Here is a 20,080-nt window from a genome sequence, read left to right on the forward strand (position 1 = left end):
GGCGAGGGTCTACGGGCTGGTGGTCAGCGGTGTGGCCGGCAGCGCCGCGACCGTCTCGCCGAGGATGCGCATCAGGTCGTCGACCAGGGGGTTCGGGCGCCGCCGCCGGGCCGTCGCGACCCCGACGAACCGGCAGGGCCCGGGTGGCGCGAGCCGGACCGCGGTCAGCCCGGTGCTGTCCGCGGTGAGCGCCACCTCCGGGATCATGCTGATCCCGATGCCGGCCCGGACCAGTGACTGGGCGAACTGGTAGTCGGTGCCCCGGCAGGCGGTGCGGACCAGATATCCGGCCATCGCCGCGTAGTGGCCGAGCATCTCGCCGATCGACAGGCAGCCGTGCACCCAGCGCTCCTCCGCCAGCTCGGCCAGGGTTACCGAGGTGCGCCCGCCGAGCCGGTGCCCGGCCGGCAGCACGATCCACATCGGATCGTCGAGCAGGGGCGTCCAGATCAAGCCGGATCGGTCGCCGACGCGTACCGGCGGGGGACCGTCGAAGTGGTAGGCGAGTGCGAGGTCGGCGCCGCCGGAGCGGACCAGCGGCAGGCTGTCCTCCGGCTCGCTCTCGATCACGGTCAGCTCGACGCCGGGGTGCGCGGCGCTGAAGCGGGTCAGAGCCGGCGGCAGCAGTCGCTGGCCGCCGCTGGTGAACGTGGTGACGGTGAGCCGGTCGGTCTGTGCGGTGGCCAGTCGCGCGATCTCCCGTTCCGCGCAGAGCAGCTCGGCGGCGATCGCGTCGGCGGTCTCGGTGAGCACCCGCCCGGCCTCGGTCAGCTCCACGCCCCGGGTGCTGCGCCGCACCACCGTGGTGCCGACGGCCCGCTCCAGCGCGCTGATCTGCTGGGACACCGCCGAAGGAGTGAGCCGCAGCGCGGTGGCGGCCCGGTTGAAGCTGCCCTGCCGGGCGACCTCGATGAGCACCTGGAGGCGACGCGGATCGATCATCAGATTTCCTTAACACGACCTGAGCAAGTCACCACTACCGCTTACTACGGTACGACGGAAGGCTGAGCTTGTGAATCGTCTCGCCTGGCTCCTCTTCGTCGCCTGCTCCGTGCTCTGGGGCATCCCGTACTTCCTGATCAAGATCGCGATCGACGACCTGTCGCCGGTGCTCGTCGTCTTCGGGCGGGTCGCCATCGCGGCTGCCGTGCTGCTCCCCGTCGCCGCGATGCGGGGCACGCTCACGGCGCTGCGCGGCCGGATGCGGGTGGTCGCGCTGATCGCCGCGGTGCACATCGTCGGCCCGTTCCTGCTCATCACGTACGGCGAGCAGTACATCACCTCGTCGCTGACCGGCATCCTGATCGCGGTGGAGCCGGCCGTCATCGCGCTGCTCCTGCTGCGGGCCGAGCCGCTCACGCCGGGCCGGGTCGCCGGGCTGGCGGTCGGGTTCGCGGGTGTCGTGGTGCTGGTCGGCGTGGACGTCTCCGGTGACCTGTACGGGCTGCTCGGCGCCGGCATGGTGCTGCTCGCGGCGATCAGTTACGCGGTGGCGACGATCCTCGTGCAGCGCCGGGCCGCGGACATCCCGCCGGAGACCCTGACGCTGGGCACCACCGCGATCACCAGCCTGGTGCTGCTCCCGTTCGCGCTGACCGCCCTGCCCGCCGAGCCGGTCGCCCCGCAGGCGTGGACCGCGCTCGTCGTGCTCGGCGTCTTCTGCACCGCGGTGGCGCTGCTCGCGTTCTACCGGCTGATCGGCCTGGCCGGTTCGAACCGGGCGAGCCTGATCACCTACGTCAACCCGGTCGTCGCGGTGCTGCTCGGTGTGGTGCTGCTCAACGAGCCGATCGGCCCGGCCACGATCGCCGGGTTCGCGCTCGTGGCGACCGGCTGCTGGCTCGCCACCCGGCCCACCCGGGTCGCCGAGCGGGAGGCCGTCACCGCCTGATCCACAGAGGTCGGTCGCCGGCCGTATCTGTTCGGTCACGGTCCGAGCAAAGCGGCGGGCTTTTTCACTTTCTGGGTCAAGATTGCCAGAAAATTCACAGCCGTACGACAGCAGTTGCGTCTTGGCTGTACAGGGTCTTTGCGAAATCTTTTCCAAGTCTTCAAGATGCCTTCGAGGACCAGGGAAGGGGACAGATGACGACGCGGGGGCGGACAAACCTGATGGATCTTGTTTACGGTGATCGCCATGCCCAGTGACCGTCCGATCTTCGTCGTCGGCTGCCCACGCTCCGGCACGACGATGCTGCAGCTCATGCTGCACGCTCACCCGAGGATCGCGCTGCCACCGGAGACCCGGTTCCTGCTCGCGGGCTATCAGCAGCGGGCCGAGTTCGGCGACCTGAACGACGACGGCAACCGGCGGAAGCTGGCCGGGTTCATCGCCGACTCGTCGCAGTTCGACGATCTCGGGCTGGACCGGGACCAGGTGATCGAGGCGATCGTCGCCGGCCCGCCCACCCTCGGGTCGGCTTTCGGCATCGTCTTCCGGATGTACTCCGAGCGGTTCGGCAAGCCGCGCTGGGGCGACAAGCGGCCGCTCTACCTGCGGCACCTCGGCACGATCCTGAGGCTGTTCCCGGACGCGCAGATCATCAACATCATGCGGGACGGCCGGGACTGCGTGGCGTCGCTGAAGGAGACGCCGTGGAAGCCGGACGAGTTCGACACCCTGATCGAGTACTGGACGAAATCCGCCGACTCCTCGCTGGCCGCCGCGCGGTACTACCGCAAGGATCAGTACCACCAGGTGCGGTACGAGGACCTGGTCTCCGACCCGGAACCGCACCTGCGGGCCATCTGCGACTTCCTCACCGAGGAGTACGACCCGGCCATGAAGGCGCCGAACAAGCTGGCCTCGGTCGCCGTCCCGGAGTACAAGACCTGGCACACCCTCACCCACAAGGCGCCCACGTCCGAGCGCGTGGCGAGCTGGCGCAGCCGGCTCACCGACGACGAGGTGCGCCGGTGCGAGGAGGCGTTCGGCGACCGGCTGTCCCGGTTCGGGTACGAGCCCTCGATCCCGGTGCCGCGCGGCGCGCGGATCAAGGCGGACGCGACGTTCCTGGCCAAGGAGACGCTCGGCCCGGCCAAGAAGGCGGCGCTCGACCTCTGGACCCAGGTCCGCCACGGCGACCAGGAGCCGCCCGTCGCCGCCCGCCTGACCAGCCGCCAGGTCGCCACCTGAAACCAGCGTGTGTGAAGTTCGGGCTCGATCCTGACCCGAACTTCACACACCGGTCAGCTGATCAGGCGGCGTTCCCACGCCCACGCCGCGATCTCCACCCGGTTCCGGGTGTCCAGCTTCGCGTGGATGCTGCTCAGGTGGGTCTTCACGGTGCCGACCGAGATGAACAGTTTCTCGGCGATCTCCGCGTTGGTCTGCCCGCGCGCGGTCAGCAACACCACCTCGAGCTCCCGCGGCGACAGGCCGCCGTCGCCGGTGGCCTGGGCCGGCTGCGCCAGGTGCTGCAGCAGCCGCACCGTGATGGACGGGCTGATCAGCGCGTCCCCGGAGGCGGCCGCGCGGACCGCCTCGATCAGCAGCGCCGGCCCGGAGTCCTTGAGCAGGAAGCCGACCGCGCCGTTGCGCAGCGCCTGGTGCACGTACTCGTCGAGGTCGAACGTGGTCACCACGACCACCTTGACCGGGTCGGTGACGCCCGGGCCGGCGAGCAGCCGCAGCGCCTGCAGCCCGTCCATCTTCGGCATCCGGATGTCCATCAGCGCCACGTCCGGCTTCAGCCGCCGGGCCGCGGCGACCGCCTCGACGCCGTCGGCCGCCTCGCCGACCACCTCCATGTCCGGCTGCGCGCCGAGGATCATGCCGAAGCCGGTACGCACCATGGCCTGGTCGTCGGCGACTAGTACCCGGATCACGAAACTCTCCCGCTGTCGAAAGCCCTGTCGAAGGGCAGCGCCGCGTCGACGACCCACCCGCCGTCCACCCCCGGCCCGGCCGAGATCTGCCCGCCGACCGCACGGACCCGCTCGGTGAGACCCGCCAGACCGTAACCCGGGCGCTCCCGGGCCGCGGGCGGCCGGGGTGGTGGTCCGTCGTTCGACACCCGGACCAACAACAACGCCGGGGTACGACGGAGCCACACGTCCACCCCCGACGCCCCCGGTGCGTGCTGCCGGACGTTGGTCAGTGCCTCCATCACCACCCGGTACGCCGAGGTGGAGATCTCCACCGGCAGTCCGTCCGCCGCACCCTCCACGCGCAGCCGGGCCGGCGGGCCTCCCGCCGCGGTGAACTGCTCGACGAGCGCGGGCAGGTCCGGCACCCCGGCCACCGGGGCGAGCGGCGCGTCCGGGCTGGACGTGGGGTCGCGCAGCACGCCGACCATCCGCCGCATCGACGCCATCGTCTCGGCGCCCGCCTGCTCGATCTGCTCCAGGGCCAGCATCACCCGCCGCGGGTCCTGCTCGGCGATGAACTTGGCGCCCTGGGCCTGCACCACGATGCCGGTCACGTGGTGGGCGATGAAGTCGTGCAGATCGCGGGCGAACTCGGCGCGCTGCTCCGCGCGTACCGCGTCGAGGGCGCGCCGCCGGTTGGTCTCCATCGACCGCAGCGTGAAACCGACGCCGATGGCCGCCGACCCGCCGAGGGCCTGCACGAGGCAGAACGTCACATAGATGGTCTCGCTGCCGGTGCGCAGCGGCATCAGGCTCACCGCCGCGAGGGTGAGCACGACGGCGGCGACCGCCCAGCGGGCCGGGGCGTTGCGGGTCACCACGGCGAGCATGCCCAGCATCGCCGCCGACTCGGCCGCCCCCCACAACCCGCTGTAGGGATGATCGGCGAATTGCCCCAACGCGACCGTGACCAGCAGGGACGCCATCGAGACCAGGATCGCGCCGGCGGGCAGCAGCCGGCTGCCGGGCGGGCGCAGCGGGAGCCAGACCGCCGCCACCGCCATCGCCAGGACGACCTGGACCGCGACGAGCGGGCTCTCGAACATGCCGCCGGTCAGGTCGAGGACGCCGAGGACCGCCAGGACACCGAGCACGCCGAACTGGCCCACACGCATCAGTACACGATTCACCATCGTGACCCAGCGTAGGCGCAGGTCCGGCGGTCCCCATCGGCCGAAAGTAAGAGTCGCCCCGGCCGGGAGCCGGTCGCCGGGCCGATGTGCCGGTGGCGGGAAACGATCAGGATTCGTCTGTCCGTTTCCCAGGTTCCTCTCAACCTTCGAGGTGCTCGCACATGCAGACGCGTTTCTCACCCGTGTCGGACCAGGCCGCCCTGGCCGCGGTCGCGGCCGTCGACCTGGTGAAGGTGTACGGCACCGGCGGCACCGCGGTCCGCGCGCTCGACGGCGTGACCGTCGGCTTCGACCGCGGCCGGTTCACCGCGATCATGGGCCCGTCCGGTTCCGGCAAGTCCACCCTGATGCACTGCCTGGCCGGGCTGGACACCGCCACGTCCGGTCAGGTGCTGCTCGGCGGCACCGACCTGACCCGGCAGAACGACCGGGTGCTGACCAAGGCGCGCCGCGAGCGCATCGGCTTCGTCTTCCAGTCGTTCAACCTGCTCCCGCAGCTCACCGCGGCGGCCAACATCACGCTGCCGCTGGACCTGGCCGGCCGCAGGGCGGATCCCGAGCTGTACGACCGCCTGATCACCCGCCTCGGCCTGGCCGGGCGGCTCGGGCACCTGCCGAGCGAGCTCTCCGGCGGCCAGCAGCAGCGGGTCGCGCTGGCCCGGGCCCTGGTGTCGCGCCCCGAGGTGCTCTTCGCCGACGAGCCGACCGGCAACCTCGACTCCCGTTCCGGCGCCGAGGTGCTCGGCCTGCTGCGGGACTCGGCACGCGACCTGGGCCAGACGATCGTGATGGTCACCCACGATCCGGGCGCTGCCGCGTACGCCGACCGGGTGGTGATGCTCGCCGACGGCCGGCTGGCCGGCGAGATCCACAACCCGGACATCACCGCCGTCACCGACGCCCTGCAGAGCCTGGCGGCCGGCCGATGACCGGGCTGTTCCGCAACCCGGTCCTGCGTACCCAGCTGGCCGGGGTGGCCCGGCGCCCGGCCCGCATGCTGCTCACCGGCCTGGCCGTGCTGGTCGCGGCGTTCGTGGTCTATGCGACCGTGCTGGCCCAGCAGATCACGGAGCGCAGCGTGCTGAACGGGCTGAGCGGCACCCCGGAGGCGGTCGACCTGGTCGTGCGCAACGGGACCGTCACCACGAAGCAGCTCGCCGAGATCACCGCCTGGCCCGGGGTCGAGGAGGCCGCCGCACGCGTCGAGGGGAGCGGCGGGCTCGGCACGGACTACCTCGTGGTGCAGTCCGACCCCGGCAGCGGGCCGCTGAGCATCCTCGAGATGCGCGAGGGCCGTTTCCCGTCCGGGCCCGGCGAGATCGTGGTGACGCCGCGCACCGTCGAACGGCTCGGCCTGACCGTCGGCGCCACCGCCGACCTCGACATGGGTGAGGGCCGCCGCGTCGCCCTGAAGGTGGTCGGGCTCGCCGGCATCCGCGACGACTGGGGGTTCCTGGCGTACGCGCCGACGGCCACGGTCACCGCGCTGGCCGGCACCGATCTCCTGAACCAGATCGACCTGCGCCTGGCGCCCGGCGCCGACGCCGCGGCGCTGCAGGAGCGGCTGGTCTCCCTGACCAGCGGGCCGGAGCAGCCCGAGGTGGCCACCGGGGCCGACGTCCGGCTCACCGAGGCCCGCGCGGCCGCCGGTGAGGTGGACCAGGTCTTCGCCGTCGTCGGCATGTTCGTGGCGATCGCCGTGGTGGCCGCCGGACTGATCGCCGCCTCCACGTTCCGGATCGTCTTCGCGCAGCGGATGCGGCAGCTGGCCCTGCTCCGGGCGGTCGGCGCCGGGCGCGGCTCGCTGGTCCGGGCACTGGCCACCGAAGGCCTGCTGACCGGGCTGTTCGCGGGTGTCGTCGGCACGCTCGCCGCGCTCGCCGTCGGCCATCTCGTGCCGCCACTGGCCGGCGCGTTCGGCTGGAAGGTGGCCTCGCCCGGTTTCCCGGTCCTGCCCGCGGTGGCGACGGTCCTGCTGGCCGTGCTGATCACCGTCTTCGCCGTGCTGGCCCCGGCGATCTCCGCATCCCGGGTCGCACCGCTCGAAGCGCTGCGGGCCTCGGCGAGCACCGGCGCGCGGAAGGGGATCGGCCGGGTGCGCTGGGCCGCCGGCCTGGTCCTCGTGGCGCTCGCCGCCGCGGCCGCCGGGTTCGTGGCGGTCAACCTGCCCGGCCCCGACCCGGAGAACTACGACCCGATGCCGATGCTGCTCGGCGTGGTGGTCTCCGGCGGGTTCGCCTACGTCGCGCTGATCGCCCTCGGGCCGGCTCTGGTCCGGCCGGTGCTGGCGGTCGCCGGCTTCCCGCTGCGCCGGCTCGGACCGGTCGGGAAACTCGCCGTCGGCGGCGTCGGCGGCAGCACCCGCCGGGCCGCGGCCGTCTCGGTGGTGGTCGCGCTCGGCGTCACCCTGATCGCCGGCGTGCTCGTCGGCGGCGCCTCGATCCGGGTCCTCGCCGACCGCGAGCTGGCCGCCTCGTCGCCCGCCGACTACGAGCTGACCTCGGCCGAGGGCACGCCTCTGCCCGCCGGATTCGCCGGCCGGGCCGGGGACAGCGCGGATCTGACCCGGGTCACCCCGTACCGGCGGCTGGACGCGGTCACGGTCGCCGGGCTGGAGGACGTCGCGGTCACCGACCTGTCGCTGACGGCCCTTCCCCGGCTCGCCGACCTGGACCTCGCCTCCGGCTCGACCGCGGACCTGGGACCCGGCAAGGTGGTCCTGGCCCGGTACGTCGCCGACCTCGGCAACCTGGACGTGGGCGACACCATGACGGCCACCGCGGACGGCAAGCAGGCCCGCTTCACCGTCGGCGCGGTCCTGTCCGACATGGCGCCACTGCACACCGGGTTGCTCGTCGACCCGGCCGACCTCACCGCGCTCGGCGCGCCGGCCGCCCCGACCGGGCTGCTCGCGGACGCCGCCCGGCCCGGCGAGCAGGGCCGGACCGACGGGCTGCGCGCGCTGCGGGCGATCAGCGCGGGCCAGCCCGGGTTCGGCGTGACGGTCCTGGCCGACGAGCGGGACCAGATGAACAGCGCGCTGACCGTGCTGCTCGCCGTCGCGCTGGGACTGATCGGCCTGACCGTGCTGATCGCCGTGGTGGGTGTCGGCGCCACCACCGCGCTCTCGGTGGTCGAGCGGGCCCGGGAGTCCGGACTGCTGCGGGCCATCGGGATGTCGCGCGGCGGGCTGCGCTCGATGCTCACCGCGGAGTCCGCGCTCTACGGCGTGATCGGGGCGGCTCTCGGACTGCTGCTCGGAGTCCCGTACGCCTGGCTGGCACTGCAGGCCACCGGCGTGAACGCGCCGCTCACCGTGCCGGGGTGGCAGCTGGCCGCGGTGTTCGCGGCGCTGGTGGCGCTGACCGCGCTGGCCGGCGTGCTGCCCGCCCGGCGGGCCGCCCGGGTGAGCCCGGTGACCGCCCTCGGCACCGACTGACCGAGCGCGGCTGCGAACCCGAACCCCTGAGTGTGGTGATTTCGGGACCCGTGCGAACCCGAAGTCCCCACACGAGGTCTTGCACCCGGGTGCGTGGTGGTTTCGGGTGCGGTGCGAACCCGAGGTCCCCACACGGTCCGGCAACCGGCGGGCGGGCACGGGGCGGGACGGACATCGAGCGGACGGTCCGGTAGCGTTCACGCCCGCAAGATCTTCGATGTGACGGGGGAGCGGAATGCAGAGACGCTGGGCGATCGGCATCGGGACAGCGGTGGCCGTGCTCGCGGCCGGCGGCGGGGTCGCGGTGCTGACCTGGCCGTCCGGACCGGCGGAGACCGTGGCGCAGGACGAGCTGACCGTCCTGCCCCCGGACCCGGCCGCCGCGCCGCCCCGGGTCGAGACCGCGTTGCACACCGTCGACATCACCGGCTCCGGTGGCGCCGCCGACGTGCCGCAACGGCAGACCGAGCGGTTCAGCCTGCTCGGCGTCACCTGGCGCGACCCGGCCGACGCCCCCGAGGGCGCCGTCGAGGTGCGCACCCGCAGCGTCGCCACCGGCAAGTGGTCGGCCTGGCAGACGCTGTCGACCTCGGACGACAGCCCGGAGGGTGCCGAGGCTGCCGCCCGGCGCGGCGGCACCGACCCGCTCTGGGCCGGCCCGTCCGACGGCGTGGCCGCCCGGATCACCGGTCAGGGCGCGGGCCTGCCCGACGGCCTGCGGCTGGACCTGATCGACCCGGGTGCGGACACCGACCCGGTCGAGGAGACCGCCGGCGGCCCGACCGGCGGCACCGGCGGCGGCGCCACCGCGTCGCCCGCCACCTCGCCGTCGGCCTCCGGCCCGGCGGAGGCCGAGGCCGAGCCCAGCGACTCGGCGAGCCCGTCGGCGAGCGGCAGCCCCAGCCCGTCACCGTCGGCCAGTTCGTCGTCGTCGCCGCCCCCGGTCACGACCGCTCCCACCACCGCCGCGCCGACGACCGCGCCGGCCACCGCACCCACGACGGCGCCGACGACGACGCCGGCCACCAGCGCCCCGATGCCGACCTCGACGGTGCCGGTCAAGGCGCAGTTCCCGACGTACTACACCCGGTACTCGTGGGGTGCCGACGAGCGGATCGTCAAGTCGCTCTCGGTGGCCAAGGAGGTCAAGCTGGTCTGGGTGCACCACACCGCCACCAGCAACGACTACGACTGCTCGGAGTCGGCGGCGATCGTGCGCAGCATCCAGTCGTACGACGTGAAGAGCAAGAGCATGGCCGACATCGGCTACAACTACCTGCTGGACAAGTGCGGCCGGCTCTTCGAGGGCCGCAAGGGCGGCGTGGAGAACGCCGTCGTCGGCGCGCACGTCGCCGGCTTCAACACCGGTTACGCGGGCATCGCGGTGATCGGTGACTACCGGTACGCCAAGTCCAGCCCGGTCGTCGAGACGATGATCGCCCAGGTGGCGGCGGCCCGGCTCGGGAAGTACAACTACAACCCGACCAGCAGCGTGAAGATCACCGCAGGCTCCCCGAACGGCAAGTTCAAGCAGGGCCAGTCGGTCACCCTGCCCCGCGTCGCCGGGCACCGTGACGGCGACGCCACCATCTGCCCCGGCGACAACCTGTACACCCGGCTCGCCTCGATCCGGGCCGTCTCGCAGGAGATGGTCACCGGGATGACGCTGCGGTCGGTGACCGGCGGCGGCCAGGCGGCCGGCGCGTGGTACGTCAAGAACCGCGCCACCCTGGCCTGGTCAATGAGCACCGCTTCGGAGAAGGTCGCGAAGGTCGAGGTCCAGGTCGACAACAAGACGGTCGCCACGCTGCCCGGCACGGCCCGGACGGCCGCGGTGACCCTCGCCCCCGGCCGGCACAGCGTCGCGATCCGCGCGGTGCACACCTCCGGCAGCACGGCCCGCGTCACCGCGACGATCTGGGGTGACACGACCGCGCCGGCCTTCTCCGGGGGGCTCTCGGCCAACCTGCGCACCGGGACGGTCAGCACGACCGCGGTGCCGGTGACCTTCGGGTTCTCCGCCACCGACAACGCCAAGCTGGGCGGTTACACCATCACCCGGCCGCGGTCCGGCTCGGCGGCGGCGACGGCGAAGACCTGGACGACGACGGTACGACCGGGCGCCTCGACGTACACAGTCACCGCCAAGGACGTCGCCGGCAATGCCCGTACCGCCTCGGTGTCCCGTTCGGTGGTGTTGTCCGCCGAGTCAGCGGCCAAGAAGACCGGCAGCTGGACCAAGAAGTCCGGCGCCGGTCACCTGGGTGGCAAGGCGCTCTCGGCGAGCACCAAGAACCGCAAGCTGACCTGGAAGTTCACCGGCCGGTCCGCGGCCCTGCTGTTCAGCCGCACCGCGAAGTCCGGCAAGGTGGCCGTCTATCTGGACGGCAAGAAGGTCAGCACGGTCGATCTGCGGTCGTCGCGCACCCTGCACCGGCAGGCGGTCTGGACCCGGAACCTGGCGTACGGCAAGCACACGGTCGTCGTCGTGGTGCTCGGCACCTCGGGCCGCCCCACGGTGATCTCGGACGGTCTCGCCTACGTGAGGTAAGCACGTCACCCGGATCGGCGCGACGCCTCGCGCCGATCCGGGCCGACGTACTCCTCGGTCGCCGGCAGGGTGAACCAGAACGTCGCGCCGTGCCCGTCGGTGCTCTCCGCGACGATCTCGCCGCCGTGCCGTTCGACCGCCCGGTGCACCGTGGTCAGGCCGATCCCGGTGCCCGGGAACTCGCGGGCGTCGTGCAGCCGGGCGAACGGCCGGAACAGCTGGCCGGCCCGCTCGGGCGGGAAGCCGGCGCCGTTGTCGCGGACGTAATAACGGTCGCCCTCGTGGCCGATCTCGACCCGCGGCTGCTCGACCTTGCGGGTGAACTTCACCGCATTGTTGATCAGGTTCTCCAGGATCACCCGGACCAGGCCCTCGTCGGCGTCGGCGGTCATCCCCTCACCGACGACGTACTCCACCCGCCGGTCCGGCTCCCGGGCCGCCACGTCGGCGATCACCTGGCGGGCCGTCGCGGTCAGGTCGAACCGGGCCCGGCGCAGCTCGCCGCGGCTGGCCCGGGCCAGGATCAGCAGCGACTCCACCAGGTCCGCCATCCGCATCGCGGCGGCGTGCACCCGGGTCAGCCGGTGCCGGGTCATCTCGCCGATCGGCTCGCCGTCCTCCTCGTCCAGCATGTGCTCGGCGAAGCTGCTGATCACCTGGAGCGGTCCGCGCAGGTCGTGCGAGACCGATCCGGAGAACGCCTCCAGCTCCCGGTTGCGCCACTCCAGTTCCTCTACCAGGGCGGCCCGGGTCTCGGCCAGCTGGCGGGCGGCGCGCTCCTCGGCCGCGTTCAGCTCGCGGCGCATCAGCTCCTCGCGGATCCGGCGCGCCTCGTCGTGCGACTGCTTGCGGCGGATCTGGGCCCGCACGTGCACCAGCAGGCCCTCGGGGATGTCGATGCGGCGGACGTAGTCGTCCGCGCCGGCCGCCAGGCAGTCCAGCATGGCGTGCTCGTCACCGGTCACGATCACCGGCAGGTCGCCGATCTGGGGGATCTCCCGGATCCGCCGGCAGGCCGTGCGGGCGTGCTCCAGGTCGTCGTCGAAGCCGACCACGATGGTGTCCACCGTCTGCTCGGTGAGCAGCTCCAGCGCGTCGTCCACCGTGGCCGAGACCATGGTGTCGTAACCCTCGGGCCGCAGCGCCTCGGTCCAGGTCTTCTGGTCGGCCTGGTTGGTGCTGATGATCAGCACCTTGCCCGGCCCGTGCAGACTGCCGGTGACCTCGATCGGCAGTTGCTCGGCGCTCTGCCGCAGCACCGCGGCCAGCTTGGCGAGCACCAGCGCGAGGTCCTCCTGCTTGCGGACGAAGGCGTCCGCGCCCGCCTCGAGCATCTGCATCTCGGTGGCGTAGTCGTCGGCCGCGGTCATCAGGATGCACGGGGTGTCCCGCAGCGCCGCGTCGAGACGGATCCGGCGGATCACGGTGGCGCCGTCGATGCCGGGCATCACCCCGTCCACGATCACCGCCTGCGGCCGCTTGTCGGCGGCCGTCCGCAGGCCCTCCTCGCCGCTGGCCGCGGTCAGCACCGCGTACCCCTCCGGTTCGAGCAGCTCCCGCAGCTGTTCGCGGAAGGTCATGCTGTCGTCGATGACGAGCACGGCGGCACGGCCGGCCGGGCTGTCCCCGGGCTCCTTGAGCAGCTGCCGGGTCCGGGCCACCACGTAACCGGAGTCGTACGGCTTGCCCACGTACTCGTCGGCGCCGACGCGCAGGCCGGCCAGCCGGTCGGTCACCTCGCTCTCACTGGACAGCAGCATGGTGACCACCTCGGCGCGGCCGGGTGTGCGGCGCAGCTCGGTGAGCAGCTCCAGGCCGTCCGCGTCGGGCAGCAGCACGTCCAGCACGGCCGCGTCGAAGTCGGCGCCGGCGAACGCGGTGCGGGCCTCGGCGCCGGTGGCGCAGAGGATCGTGGCGAACCCGTCGTCGGAGAACGCCTCGTGCAGGTCCATCCGCACGGTGAGGCTGTCGTCCACGATCAGCACGGTCGGCGTCATCGGCGTGCTCCCGCGGGCTTCATGCCGGCCAGCCGCGCGGCGATCCGGTCCGGCGGCATCACGTGCATCGCCGCACCCAGCAGCGCCGCCTCGCGGGGCATGCCGTAGACGGTGCAGCTCGCCTCGTCCTGGGCGAAGGTGATCGCCCCGCGGCTGCGCATCTGCAGCAGGCCGGACGCGCCGTCCCGACCCATCCCGGTCAGCAGGCAGCCCGCCGCGGCCGGCCCGAACTCGGTCGCCACCGACTCGAAGAGCACGTCGACCGCCGGGCGGCAGGAGTGCCGCGGCGGGCCGTCGCTGAGCCGCAGCAGGTGGTCCTGGACGAAGAGGTGCCGGTCCGGGGGAGCGAGCAGCACCTGCCCCGCGGCCCGGCTGACCGGGGTGCCGTCGACGGCGTAGCGCACGTTGCGCCCGGTCTGGCCGGCCAGCCAGTCGGAGAACGCGACGGCGAACTGTTCGCTGGCCGCGATGTGCTGCACGCAGAGCACCGGCGTCCGGAAGCCGGCCGGCAGTTCCCGGAGCAGCTGGGTGAGCGCGGCCGGGCCGCCGGTCGAGGCGCCCACCGCCACCACGCTGAGCATGTCGCTGACCGGGGCGGTGACGGGAGGGTGCGGGCGGGTGAGCTCGGTGCGCCGGCCGTCCAGGCGGGCCCGCGGATGGGTGATCACCCGGATCCGGGCCACCATCCGCAGCGCGGTCCGCAGCCGCTGCGACCAGTCCCGGTCGGACTCGTCGCCGCGGGGCTTCTCCATCACGTCCACCGCGCCCGCGGCCAGGGCGTTGTAGGTGCTGAACAGCTCCTGCCGGTCGGCCGAGGACACCACCAGGATCGGCGTCGGATGCTCGGCCATGATCTGTTCGGTCGCGGCCAGGCCGCTGATCCCGGGCAGCATCATGTCCATGGTGATGACGTCGGGCCGCAGCCGGGCGGTCATCTCCACCGCCCGCTCGCCGTCGATCGCCTCACCGACCACCTCGAGCTGCGGGTCCGGGGCCAGCGCCTCACGCAGGTGGCCCCGCATGGTGGCGGAGTCCTCGACGATCAGCACCCGGGTCATGAGCGCACCACCAGCCGGCGGATGTGGTCCAGCAACTGCTCCTGGTCGAACTCGCCCTTGACCACGTACGCGGAGGCGCCGACCGCCCGCCCGCGGTCCCGGTCTGCGGGCCCGGACCGGGAGCTGACCAGGATGGCCGGCACGTCGGCCAGCTCCGGGTCCTTGCGGGTCCGCTCGACCAGGGTGAAACCGTCGATGCCGGGCATGTCGATGTCGGAGAGGATCAGTCCGTACCGGCGGGCGGACGCCATCTCCAGGGCCTCTTCGCCGGACGCCGCCAGGTCCACCTCGAACCCGGCCGACTCCAGGATGCTGCGTTCCAGCATCCGGGTGGTCAGCGAGTCGTCGACCACCAGGATCGGCAGCGGAGTGGCGGCCGGCCCGGCCGCGGCCCGGACGCCGGTGACCTCACCGCCGAGCACCTCGGCGGTGAGCCCGTCCGGATCCAGCACCAGCCGGGGGTTGCCGTCGGCGTCCACCGAGACGCTGCCGACCACCGGTGTGGCCGGCGCCAGATCCGGCACCGGGCGGGCGACCAGCGCGGCGGTGCCGGCGAGCCGGTCGACGCCGATCGCCACGGTGCCGGCGGGGCCGGTCACCACGACGGCGGCGCCCGCTCCGGCGGAGTCGGCGACCTGGCCATCGGTGCGGAGCATCTCTGCCAGCGGCTGGAACGGGAGGGCGCTTCCGTCGTACACCAGGCGCCCGGTAGCGGCCGCGGTGGCCGCCTCCCCGGCGCTGAGCCGCAGGCAGCCGCGGACCGCGTCCAGCGGCAGGGTGGCGACCGCGCCGCCCGCCTCCACCGTCAGCCCGGTCATGCTGAGCAGCGTGAGCGGCACGGTCAGCTCCACAGTGGTGCCCGCACCCGGCGTGGTGCGCACCGCCACCTCACCGTGCAACTGCTCGGCCACCTCGCGGACCGCGTCCATGCCGATGCCGCGCCCGGCCACCTCGGTCACCTCCGGCGAGGTGCTGATCCCGCCGTGCAGCACCAGGTCCAGCAACTTCTGCGGGTCGGGCGGGCCGGCGTTCGGCTCGAGCATTCCGCGGGCCTCGGCGGTCCGCCGCAGCGCCTCCAGGTCGAAGCCCCGCCCGTCGTCGGCGCAGCGGAAGACAGCGTGCCGCCCCCGGCGTTCCACCTCGATGGCCACCGTCCCCTGGGCCGGTTTCCGGGCCGCCAGCCGGTCCGCCTCGGGTTCGATGCCGTGCACCACCGCGTTGCGCACCACGTGCAGGAACGCGCCGCTCACCGGCCCGAGCAGGTGGGCGCCCATCCGGACGTCGGCGCCGTACGCCTCGAACCGGACCTGCCTGCCCTCGGCGTCGGCGGCGTCCCGCACCGCGCGCCGCAGCGCCGTGAAGATGTTGCCGGCCGTGACCAGCCGCAGGCCTTCCGCCTTGGCCCGGACGTCGTCGAGCTCGCGCTCGATCTGGTCGACCGCGTCGGTGAACCGGCGGCCGGCCGAGCCCAGCTCGCCGGCGAGTCGTTCCGCCGTGGCCCGGGTCGTGGCGGCGGACGCGGCCCGGCCCACCCGAAGCTGGTCGGCGAGGCTCTCCGCGTTGCGGCGCAGCCGCTCGATCGTCTCGCAGCCGCTGCGCAACGGCGCCATCCGGGCGTTCGCCTCGCCGATCGAGTCCAGCAGGTCGTCGAGGTCGGCGGAGGCGTGCCGCGCCGCGGTCACCCCCTCCGCGACGGCGGCCGGCTCGGGAGCCGGCGAGGCCTCCGGGGAGGGCGACGACGGGTCCGGGGGAGCGGCCGGTGTGGGCAGGGCCGGCGGCTGTTCCAGCACGGCCACCTGCGCGGCGATCTCGTCGTTGAGCCGCAGCAGCTCGCGCATCTCGTCGGTGGCCAGGGCGGCGTCGCCGGTCCGGTGCCCGACCAGGATCTCCTCGAACTGGTGCGCCCGGTCGGCGATCTCGATCTGCTTCACCACCCGGGCCGCGCCCTTGAGGGTGTGCGCGGCGCGCAGCAGCCGGCCCACCGGCTCCGGCCCCGGCCGCTGGTCCAGGTCGAGCACGCCCTCGCTGATCTGGTCGATCAGCTCCCGCGCCTCGACCCTGAAGTAGCGGAGCGGATCACGGCCCTCGGGCATCAGGGCCGTCCGTTGCCGACCAGCTCCAGCAGGTCGCCGGAGAGCGTGGAGAGGTGCGCGGCGGTCTGCTTGGTCTGTACGGCGCTGGCCTCGGTCTCCCGGGACACCCGGGCGGTGTCCGAGGCGGCCACGTTGACCTGCTCGACCGCCGTGGTCTGCTGCTTGGTGGAGAGCTCGATCTCCCGCGTCGCGTCGTTCGTGGTCGCGACCAGCTGCACGATCTCCCGGAACGAGTTGGTCGCGTCGTCGAACTGCCGGGCGCCGGCGTCGACCGCTTTCGCCCCGATCTCGGTGGCCATCACCGTGGTGTTGACGGCGCCCCGGACGTCGTCGATCAGCGCCCGGATCTCCTTGGCCGACGCCGCGGTGCGGTCCGCCAGCTTGCGGATCTCCTCGGCCACCACGGCGAACCGGCGGCCCCACTCGCCCGCGCCGCTGGCCTCGATGGTCGCGTTGATGGCCAGGATGTTGGTCTGCTCGGCCAGCTCCGACACCAGGTCCACGACCAGCCCGATCTGCTGCGACTTCTCGCCGAGGGCGAGCATGTGCTGCACGATCTGGTCGACCTGGGTGCGGATCGCGGCCATCGAGGCCCGGGTCTGGTCGATGTTGGCGTCCCCGGCGCGGGCCGCGGCCTCGGTCTCCTCGGCGATCTGCGAGACCCGTTGTGCGCTCTCCGCGATCTGCCGGGAGGTGATCAGCAGCTCGCTGATCGTCGTGGTGATCTCACTCATCGCGCTGGCCTGGTCCCGGCCGCCGTTGACCTGTTGCGCCGCGGCCGCCTCCAGCTGCGCCGACGAGCTCTGGATGTGCCCGACCGCGGCGCCCACCTCACGGCGCAGGTTCACGCTGAGCCGCCAGGCCACCAGGACCGCGCTGATCGTGGTGACCACGCCGAGCACAATGACCAGGGTGATCACCAGCAACGCGCGCTCGGAGGAGTTCTTCCGGGCCGCGTCGACGTCGCTCTGCACCTGGGTGATCAGCTTGTCCAGCACGGCTTCCAGCTGCAGCCGCAGCGGCTTGGCCAGCTGGTCGTTGAGCCGCGCCGCGTCGGCGGACGAGTTCACCTCCGCGCGCCGGGCCATCACCGTGGCGACCGCCTCGGCGTGCTTGCTCTCCGCCGACTCGACCTGATCGAGCAGGGTCGCCGTCCCGCCGGTCAGCGAGCCGCGCAGCACGTCGAGCTCGTTGCGGAACTGGACCCGGTCGTTCGCCGTGGCGTCGGCGTACTCCTGGGTGCCGTAGAGCAGGTACGCCCGGAAGTCGGCGAACCGGGTCTCCAGGATCCGGCCGATCCGCTCCGCCCGGGTCAGGTCCCGGGTGGCCGCCGTGATCGCCGCGTCCTTCGCGTCCACCACGACGAGCAGGCCGACCACCGCGGTGACCACGGACGACAGGGTGAGCGCGACGGTGAGGATCACTCCGGCCGCCAGTTTGCCGCCATAGGTACGTCCGGCCAGCATCAGTTCTCCTCGGTGGCGTACGGATGCCCGGCCAGGTGATGGACCAGGGCACGGGTGGCCGGCACGTCGATGATCGGCCGGTTGCCGTCCGGCAGGCGGACCATGCCGCGCAGGTAACCCCGCGATCCCGAGCCGTCGACCACGGCGGTCGCCGGGACCTGCAGGTGGTGATCGAGCTCGTGGAAGGCGAGCGCCAGCGGCGGCGTCCCCACGGTCAGCGCCAGCCAGCGGGGCCGCTGGACGATCGGGTGGCCCAGCAGGGCGGCCAGGTCGTAGACCGGCACCACGGCGCCGGCGAAACCGGCCACCCCGAGCAGCGCGCGCACGGTGGTCGGGAGCGGGGTGACCGGCCGGTCCGGGTGGACCGCGGAGGTCTGGCAGAGGCGCAGCGCGTACGGGCGGCCGCCGGCCCCGATAGCCAGCAGCTCGAGGCTGCCGGTGTCCAGGGTGCGGGCCGGCTCGGCGAACGACCGGTCGAAGTCGGCGCGCAGCCGGGCCACCCGGTCGGCGACCGACCGGGCGCTCACCGCCGCACCCCGCAGGCCTCCAGTTCGGAGCGGCACAGCGTGGTCAGCGCCAGCCGCCCGAACCCGCCGCCGAACAGTGTGATCCGCTCCTCGTCCTCCCGGGCCAGCAGCGTGAGCGCCGGCTCCAGATGTGCCGCCGCGCCGCGGGCGTCGCCCCGGCGGCGGGCGAGCAGACCCATCCGCAGCCGCGGCATCGCGAAGTCCGGGTCCAGGTACGCCGCCAGCCGGTACTGCCCGGCCGCCTGCTCCGCGCACTCCAGCTCGTGGCAGACACCCAGCAGGTGGTGCGCGTCCGGGTGCGGCCCGCCGGCGTCGATCAGCCGGTGTGCGGCGTCGCGCGCCTCGGCCAGCCGCCCCACCTGGGCCAGCAGCAGGCCCCGCATCAGCAGCTCCCGGCTGTCCGCCCGGTCCCGTCCGGCCAGCAGGTCCAGCGCCTCGGCGAACCGGTCGTCCCGCATCAGGCCGAGTGCCCGCTGCCGGATCTCGCTGCTGTCCGCCGCGTCCACCGGGGTGTGCCGGACCGCCGGCGTGCGCTGCGGCGCCGGCCGGGGCGGGGGAGCGGGCCGGGGCGGCGCCGCCGGTTGTGCCTCCCGCCGCTGGTAGTAGACCGTCCCCGCGTCGTGCCGCACGGCCAACCCGGACGGATCGCTGCCGAGCGAGTCGGTGTGCCCGAGGAACAGGCAGCCACCCTGCGCCAGCGCCCCGGTCATCCGTTCGACGAGCGCGGACGCGACATCCGGCGCCAGGTACATCAACAGGTTCCGGCAGAAGATCACGTCGTACCGTCCGGCGAGCCACAGCTGCGGGGCGTCCACCGCGACGTTGTGCTCGGCGAACCGGACGGTGGCCGCGACCGCGGGGTCCACCCGGAACACGTCGCCCTCGGGGCGGAACCATCGGCGGCGCGTCTCGGCCGGCGTCTCGCGCAGCGACCATTCCGGGTACGTCGCGGTGGCCGCCCGCTGCAGCATCCGCCGGTTCGCGTCCACGCCGAGCACGGACACGATCCAGTCCGGCGACGGGCGGGCCTGGCGCGCCGTGATCGCCAGCGAGTACGCCTCCTCGCCCGACGAGCACCCCACCGACAGCAGCCGCAGTGCCCGCTGTCCCGCGCGGGCGGAGATCCGCTGCGGCAGCACCCGGCTCCGCAGCACCCGGAACTGCTCGCTGTGCCGGAAGAAGTAGGTCTCGGTGATGCTCAGCGCCGCGGCCAGGTCCGCGGTCTCGGCCTCCCATCGCCGTCCGCCCAGCCGGTCGAGATAGGCCCGGACGCTCAGCCGGTGCGCCGCCGCCCGCTGCTCCAGCGCGGTCATGGTCTGTTCGGCGTCGGCGTCGGCGAACGCCCACCCCAGGCGCCGGTGCAACAGCTCCCGGAACCGGTTCAGCTCGTCCGCGCGGATCATGCCGCCACCTCGGCCGTCGCTCCGGCCGCCTCCCACACCTCGTCCGGCACCGCCCGGATGCTGCGCAACAGCAGCAGTGGGTCGGTGCCGACCGTGCCGACCGCCGCGATCAGCGCCCGGGACACCCCGGTGAACAGCGCCGACGGCCCGTCCGGCGGCGCGACGCGGACGTTCTGCACGCCCAGCACCGGACCGGTGGCGCAGGCGACCGGCCCCCGCCCCGCGCTCACCGACACGTACCGTGAGATCTCGCCGTCCACCCCTGTCACCAGCCGGGTCACGTCGATCACCGGCGCCGGCGCCCCGCGCAGGATGGTCAGACCGCGGACGTACGGCGGCGTCCCGGCCAGCGGCCGGGTGTCCAGCGGCCGCATGGTCTCCCGCACCTCGTCGAGGGGCAGCGCGCAGTAGAGCGCACCGGCCCGGAACACCAGCGCGAGGACCCCCGCCTCGAGCGCCGGAGCCGCCATTTCGCCGAGCGGGCCTCCCACGGGCTCAGGTTAGCCAGGATTTGTCCGTCATATGTGAGCTTCGCTCAACAAC

General features: G+C 73.3%; 15 protein-coding genes. 5 read left to right on the plus strand and 10 right to left on the minus strand.

Annotation, left to right across the window (positions count from 1 at the left end; translation table 11 throughout):
* Positions 1-9: 9 nt before the first annotated feature.
* Positions 10-942 (minus strand): LysR family transcriptional regulator, encoded by a 933-nt coding sequence (locus AC0NH5_RS28235; RefSeq protein WP_474409560.1) that lies wholly within the window; start codon positions 940-942, stop codon positions 10-12.
* Positions 943-1,012: 70 nt separating this feature from the next.
* Here AC0NH5_RS28235 and AC0NH5_RS28240 point away from each other — a divergent pair, with 70 nt between their 5' ends.
* Complete coding sequence (locus AC0NH5_RS28240) at positions 1,013-1,891, plus strand: DMT family transporter (RefSeq protein WP_474409562.1); 879 nt, start codon at positions 1,013-1,015, stop codon at positions 1,889-1,891.
* Positions 1,892-2,137: 246 nt separating this feature from the next.
* The gene (locus AC0NH5_RS28245; protein ID WP_474409565.1) at positions 2,138-3,136 is read left to right on the plus strand and encodes a sulfotransferase family protein; all 999 of its coding nucleotides are present in this window, start codon (positions 2,138-2,140) and stop codon (positions 3,134-3,136) included.
* Between the two features lie 53 nt (positions 3,137-3,189).
* Here the strand turns inward: AC0NH5_RS28245 and AC0NH5_RS28250 are convergent, their stop codons facing one another.
* Positions 3,190-3,828: a response regulator gene (locus AC0NH5_RS28250; protein ID WP_474409568.1), complete on the minus strand. Its 639-nt coding sequence runs from the start codon at positions 3,826-3,828 to the stop codon at positions 3,190-3,192.
* Positions 3,825-5,003 (minus strand): sensor histidine kinase, encoded by a 1,179-nt coding sequence (locus tag AC0NH5_RS28255; RefSeq protein WP_474409570.1) that lies wholly within the window; start codon positions 5,001-5,003, stop codon positions 3,825-3,827. Before AC0NH5_RS28255 ends, AC0NH5_RS28250 begins: the two co-directional genes overlap by 4 nt.
* 161 nt (positions 5,004-5,164) lie before the next feature.
* Between AC0NH5_RS28255 and AC0NH5_RS28260 the strand changes: the two genes are divergently transcribed.
* From AC0NH5_RS28260 to AC0NH5_RS28270, 3 genes are all read left to right on the plus strand, one after another.
* On the plus strand, positions 5,165-5,932 hold the full coding sequence (locus tag AC0NH5_RS28260) for an ABC transporter ATP-binding protein (RefSeq protein WP_474409572.1): 768 nt from the start codon (positions 5,165-5,167) through the stop codon (positions 5,930-5,932).
* A complete protein-coding gene (locus AC0NH5_RS28265; RefSeq protein WP_474409574.1) occupies positions 5,929-8,442 on the plus strand; it encodes an FtsX-like permease family protein in 2,514 nt (837 codons plus the stop codon). Before AC0NH5_RS28260 ends, AC0NH5_RS28265 begins: the two co-directional genes overlap by 4 nt.
* 235 nt (positions 8,443-8,677) lie before the next feature.
* Complete coding sequence (locus AC0NH5_RS28270; protein ID WP_474409576.1) at positions 8,678-10,993, plus strand: N-acetylmuramoyl-L-alanine amidase; 2,316 nt, start codon at positions 8,678-8,680, stop codon at positions 10,991-10,993.
* A gap of 5 nt (positions 10,994-10,998) precedes the next feature.
* On the opposite strand, the gene AC0NH5_RS28275 is transcribed toward AC0NH5_RS28270, so the two are convergent.
* Genes AC0NH5_RS28275 through AC0NH5_RS28305 form a run of 7 tightly spaced genes read right to left on the minus strand, consistent with a single transcriptional unit; the run spans position 10,999 to position 20,028 of the window.
* The gene (locus tag AC0NH5_RS28275) at positions 10,999-12,990 is read right to left on the minus strand and encodes a response regulator (RefSeq protein ID WP_474409578.1); all 1,992 of its coding nucleotides are present in this window, start codon (positions 12,988-12,990) and stop codon (positions 10,999-11,001) included.
* Positions 12,987-14,048 (minus strand): chemotaxis-specific protein-glutamate methyltransferase CheB, encoded by a 1,062-nt coding sequence (cheB, locus tag AC0NH5_RS28280; RefSeq protein ID WP_474409580.1) that lies wholly within the window; start codon positions 14,046-14,048, stop codon positions 12,987-12,989. The genes AC0NH5_RS28275 and cheB overlap by 4 nt, the downstream gene beginning before the upstream one ends.
* On the minus strand, positions 14,045-16,141 hold the full coding sequence (locus tag AC0NH5_RS28285) for a hybrid sensor histidine kinase/response regulator (RefSeq protein WP_474409582.1): 2,097 nt from the start codon (positions 16,139-16,141) through the stop codon (positions 14,045-14,047). Before AC0NH5_RS28285 ends, cheB begins: the two co-directional genes overlap by 4 nt.
* On the minus strand, positions 16,141-17,607 hold the full coding sequence (locus AC0NH5_RS28290) for a methyl-accepting chemotaxis protein (RefSeq protein ID WP_474409585.1): 1,467 nt from the start codon (positions 17,605-17,607) through the stop codon (positions 16,141-16,143). The genes AC0NH5_RS28285 and AC0NH5_RS28290 overlap by 1 nt, the downstream gene beginning before the upstream one ends.
* Positions 17,607-18,134: a chemotaxis protein CheW gene (locus AC0NH5_RS28295; RefSeq protein WP_474409587.1), complete on the minus strand. Its 528-nt coding sequence runs from the start codon at positions 18,132-18,134 to the stop codon at positions 17,607-17,609. The genes AC0NH5_RS28290 and AC0NH5_RS28295 overlap by 1 nt, the downstream gene beginning before the upstream one ends.
* Positions 18,131-19,537 carry a CheR family methyltransferase gene (locus tag AC0NH5_RS28300; protein ID WP_474409589.1) on the minus strand — a complete coding sequence of 469 codons (1,407 nt, stop codon included), beginning with the start codon at positions 19,535-19,537 and terminating at the stop codon, positions 18,131-18,133. The genes AC0NH5_RS28295 and AC0NH5_RS28300 overlap by 4 nt, the downstream gene beginning before the upstream one ends.
* The gene (locus AC0NH5_RS28305; RefSeq protein ID WP_474409591.1) at positions 19,534-20,028 is read right to left on the minus strand and encodes a chemotaxis protein CheW; all 495 of its coding nucleotides are present in this window, start codon (positions 20,026-20,028) and stop codon (positions 19,534-19,536) included. Before AC0NH5_RS28305 ends, AC0NH5_RS28300 begins: the two co-directional genes overlap by 4 nt.
* Positions 20,029-20,080: the final 52 nt, after the last annotated feature.

The sequence above is a fragment of the Actinoplanes sp. 13 genome, from assembly GCF_056134165.1.

Coding starts and splice junctions, on each gene's coding strand:
- AC0NH5_RS28255 (WP_474409570.1), bottom strand. CDS start 5,003: ATGGTGAATCGTGTACTGATGCGTGTGGGCCAGTTCGGCGTGCTCGGT.
- cheB (WP_474409580.1), bottom strand. CDS start 14,048: ATGACCCGGGTGCTGATCGTCGAGGACTCCGCCACCATGCGGGGCCAC.
- AC0NH5_RS28245 (WP_474409565.1), top strand. CDS start 2,138: ATGCCCAGTGACCGTCCGATCTTCGTCGTCGGCTGCCCACGCTCCGGC.
- AC0NH5_RS28300 (WP_474409589.1), bottom strand. CDS start 19,537: ATGATCCGCGCGGACGAGCTGAACCGGTTCCGGGAGCTGTTGCACCGG.
- AC0NH5_RS28265 (WP_474409574.1), top strand. CDS start 5,929: ATGACCGGGCTGTTCCGCAACCCGGTCCTGCGTACCCAGCTGGCCGGG.
- AC0NH5_RS28275 (WP_474409578.1), bottom strand. CDS start 12,990: ATGACGCCGACCGTGCTGATCGTGGACGACAGCCTCACCGTGCGGATG.
- AC0NH5_RS28290 (WP_474409585.1), bottom strand. CDS start 17,607: ATGCTGGCCGGACGTACCTATGGCGGCAAACTGGCGGCCGGAGTGATC.
- AC0NH5_RS28270 (WP_474409576.1), top strand. CDS start 8,678: ATGCAGAGACGCTGGGCGATCGGCATCGGGACAGCGGTGGCCGTGCTC.
- AC0NH5_RS28285 (WP_474409582.1), bottom strand. CDS start 16,141: ATGCCCGAGGGCCGTGATCCGCTCCGCTACTTCAGGGTCGAGGCGCGG.
- AC0NH5_RS28235 (WP_474409560.1), bottom strand. CDS start 942: ATGATCGATCCGCGTCGCCTCCAGGTGCTCATCGAGGTCGCCCGGCAG.
- AC0NH5_RS28260 (WP_474409572.1), top strand. CDS start 5,165: ATGCAGACGCGTTTCTCACCCGTGTCGGACCAGGCCGCCCTGGCCGCG.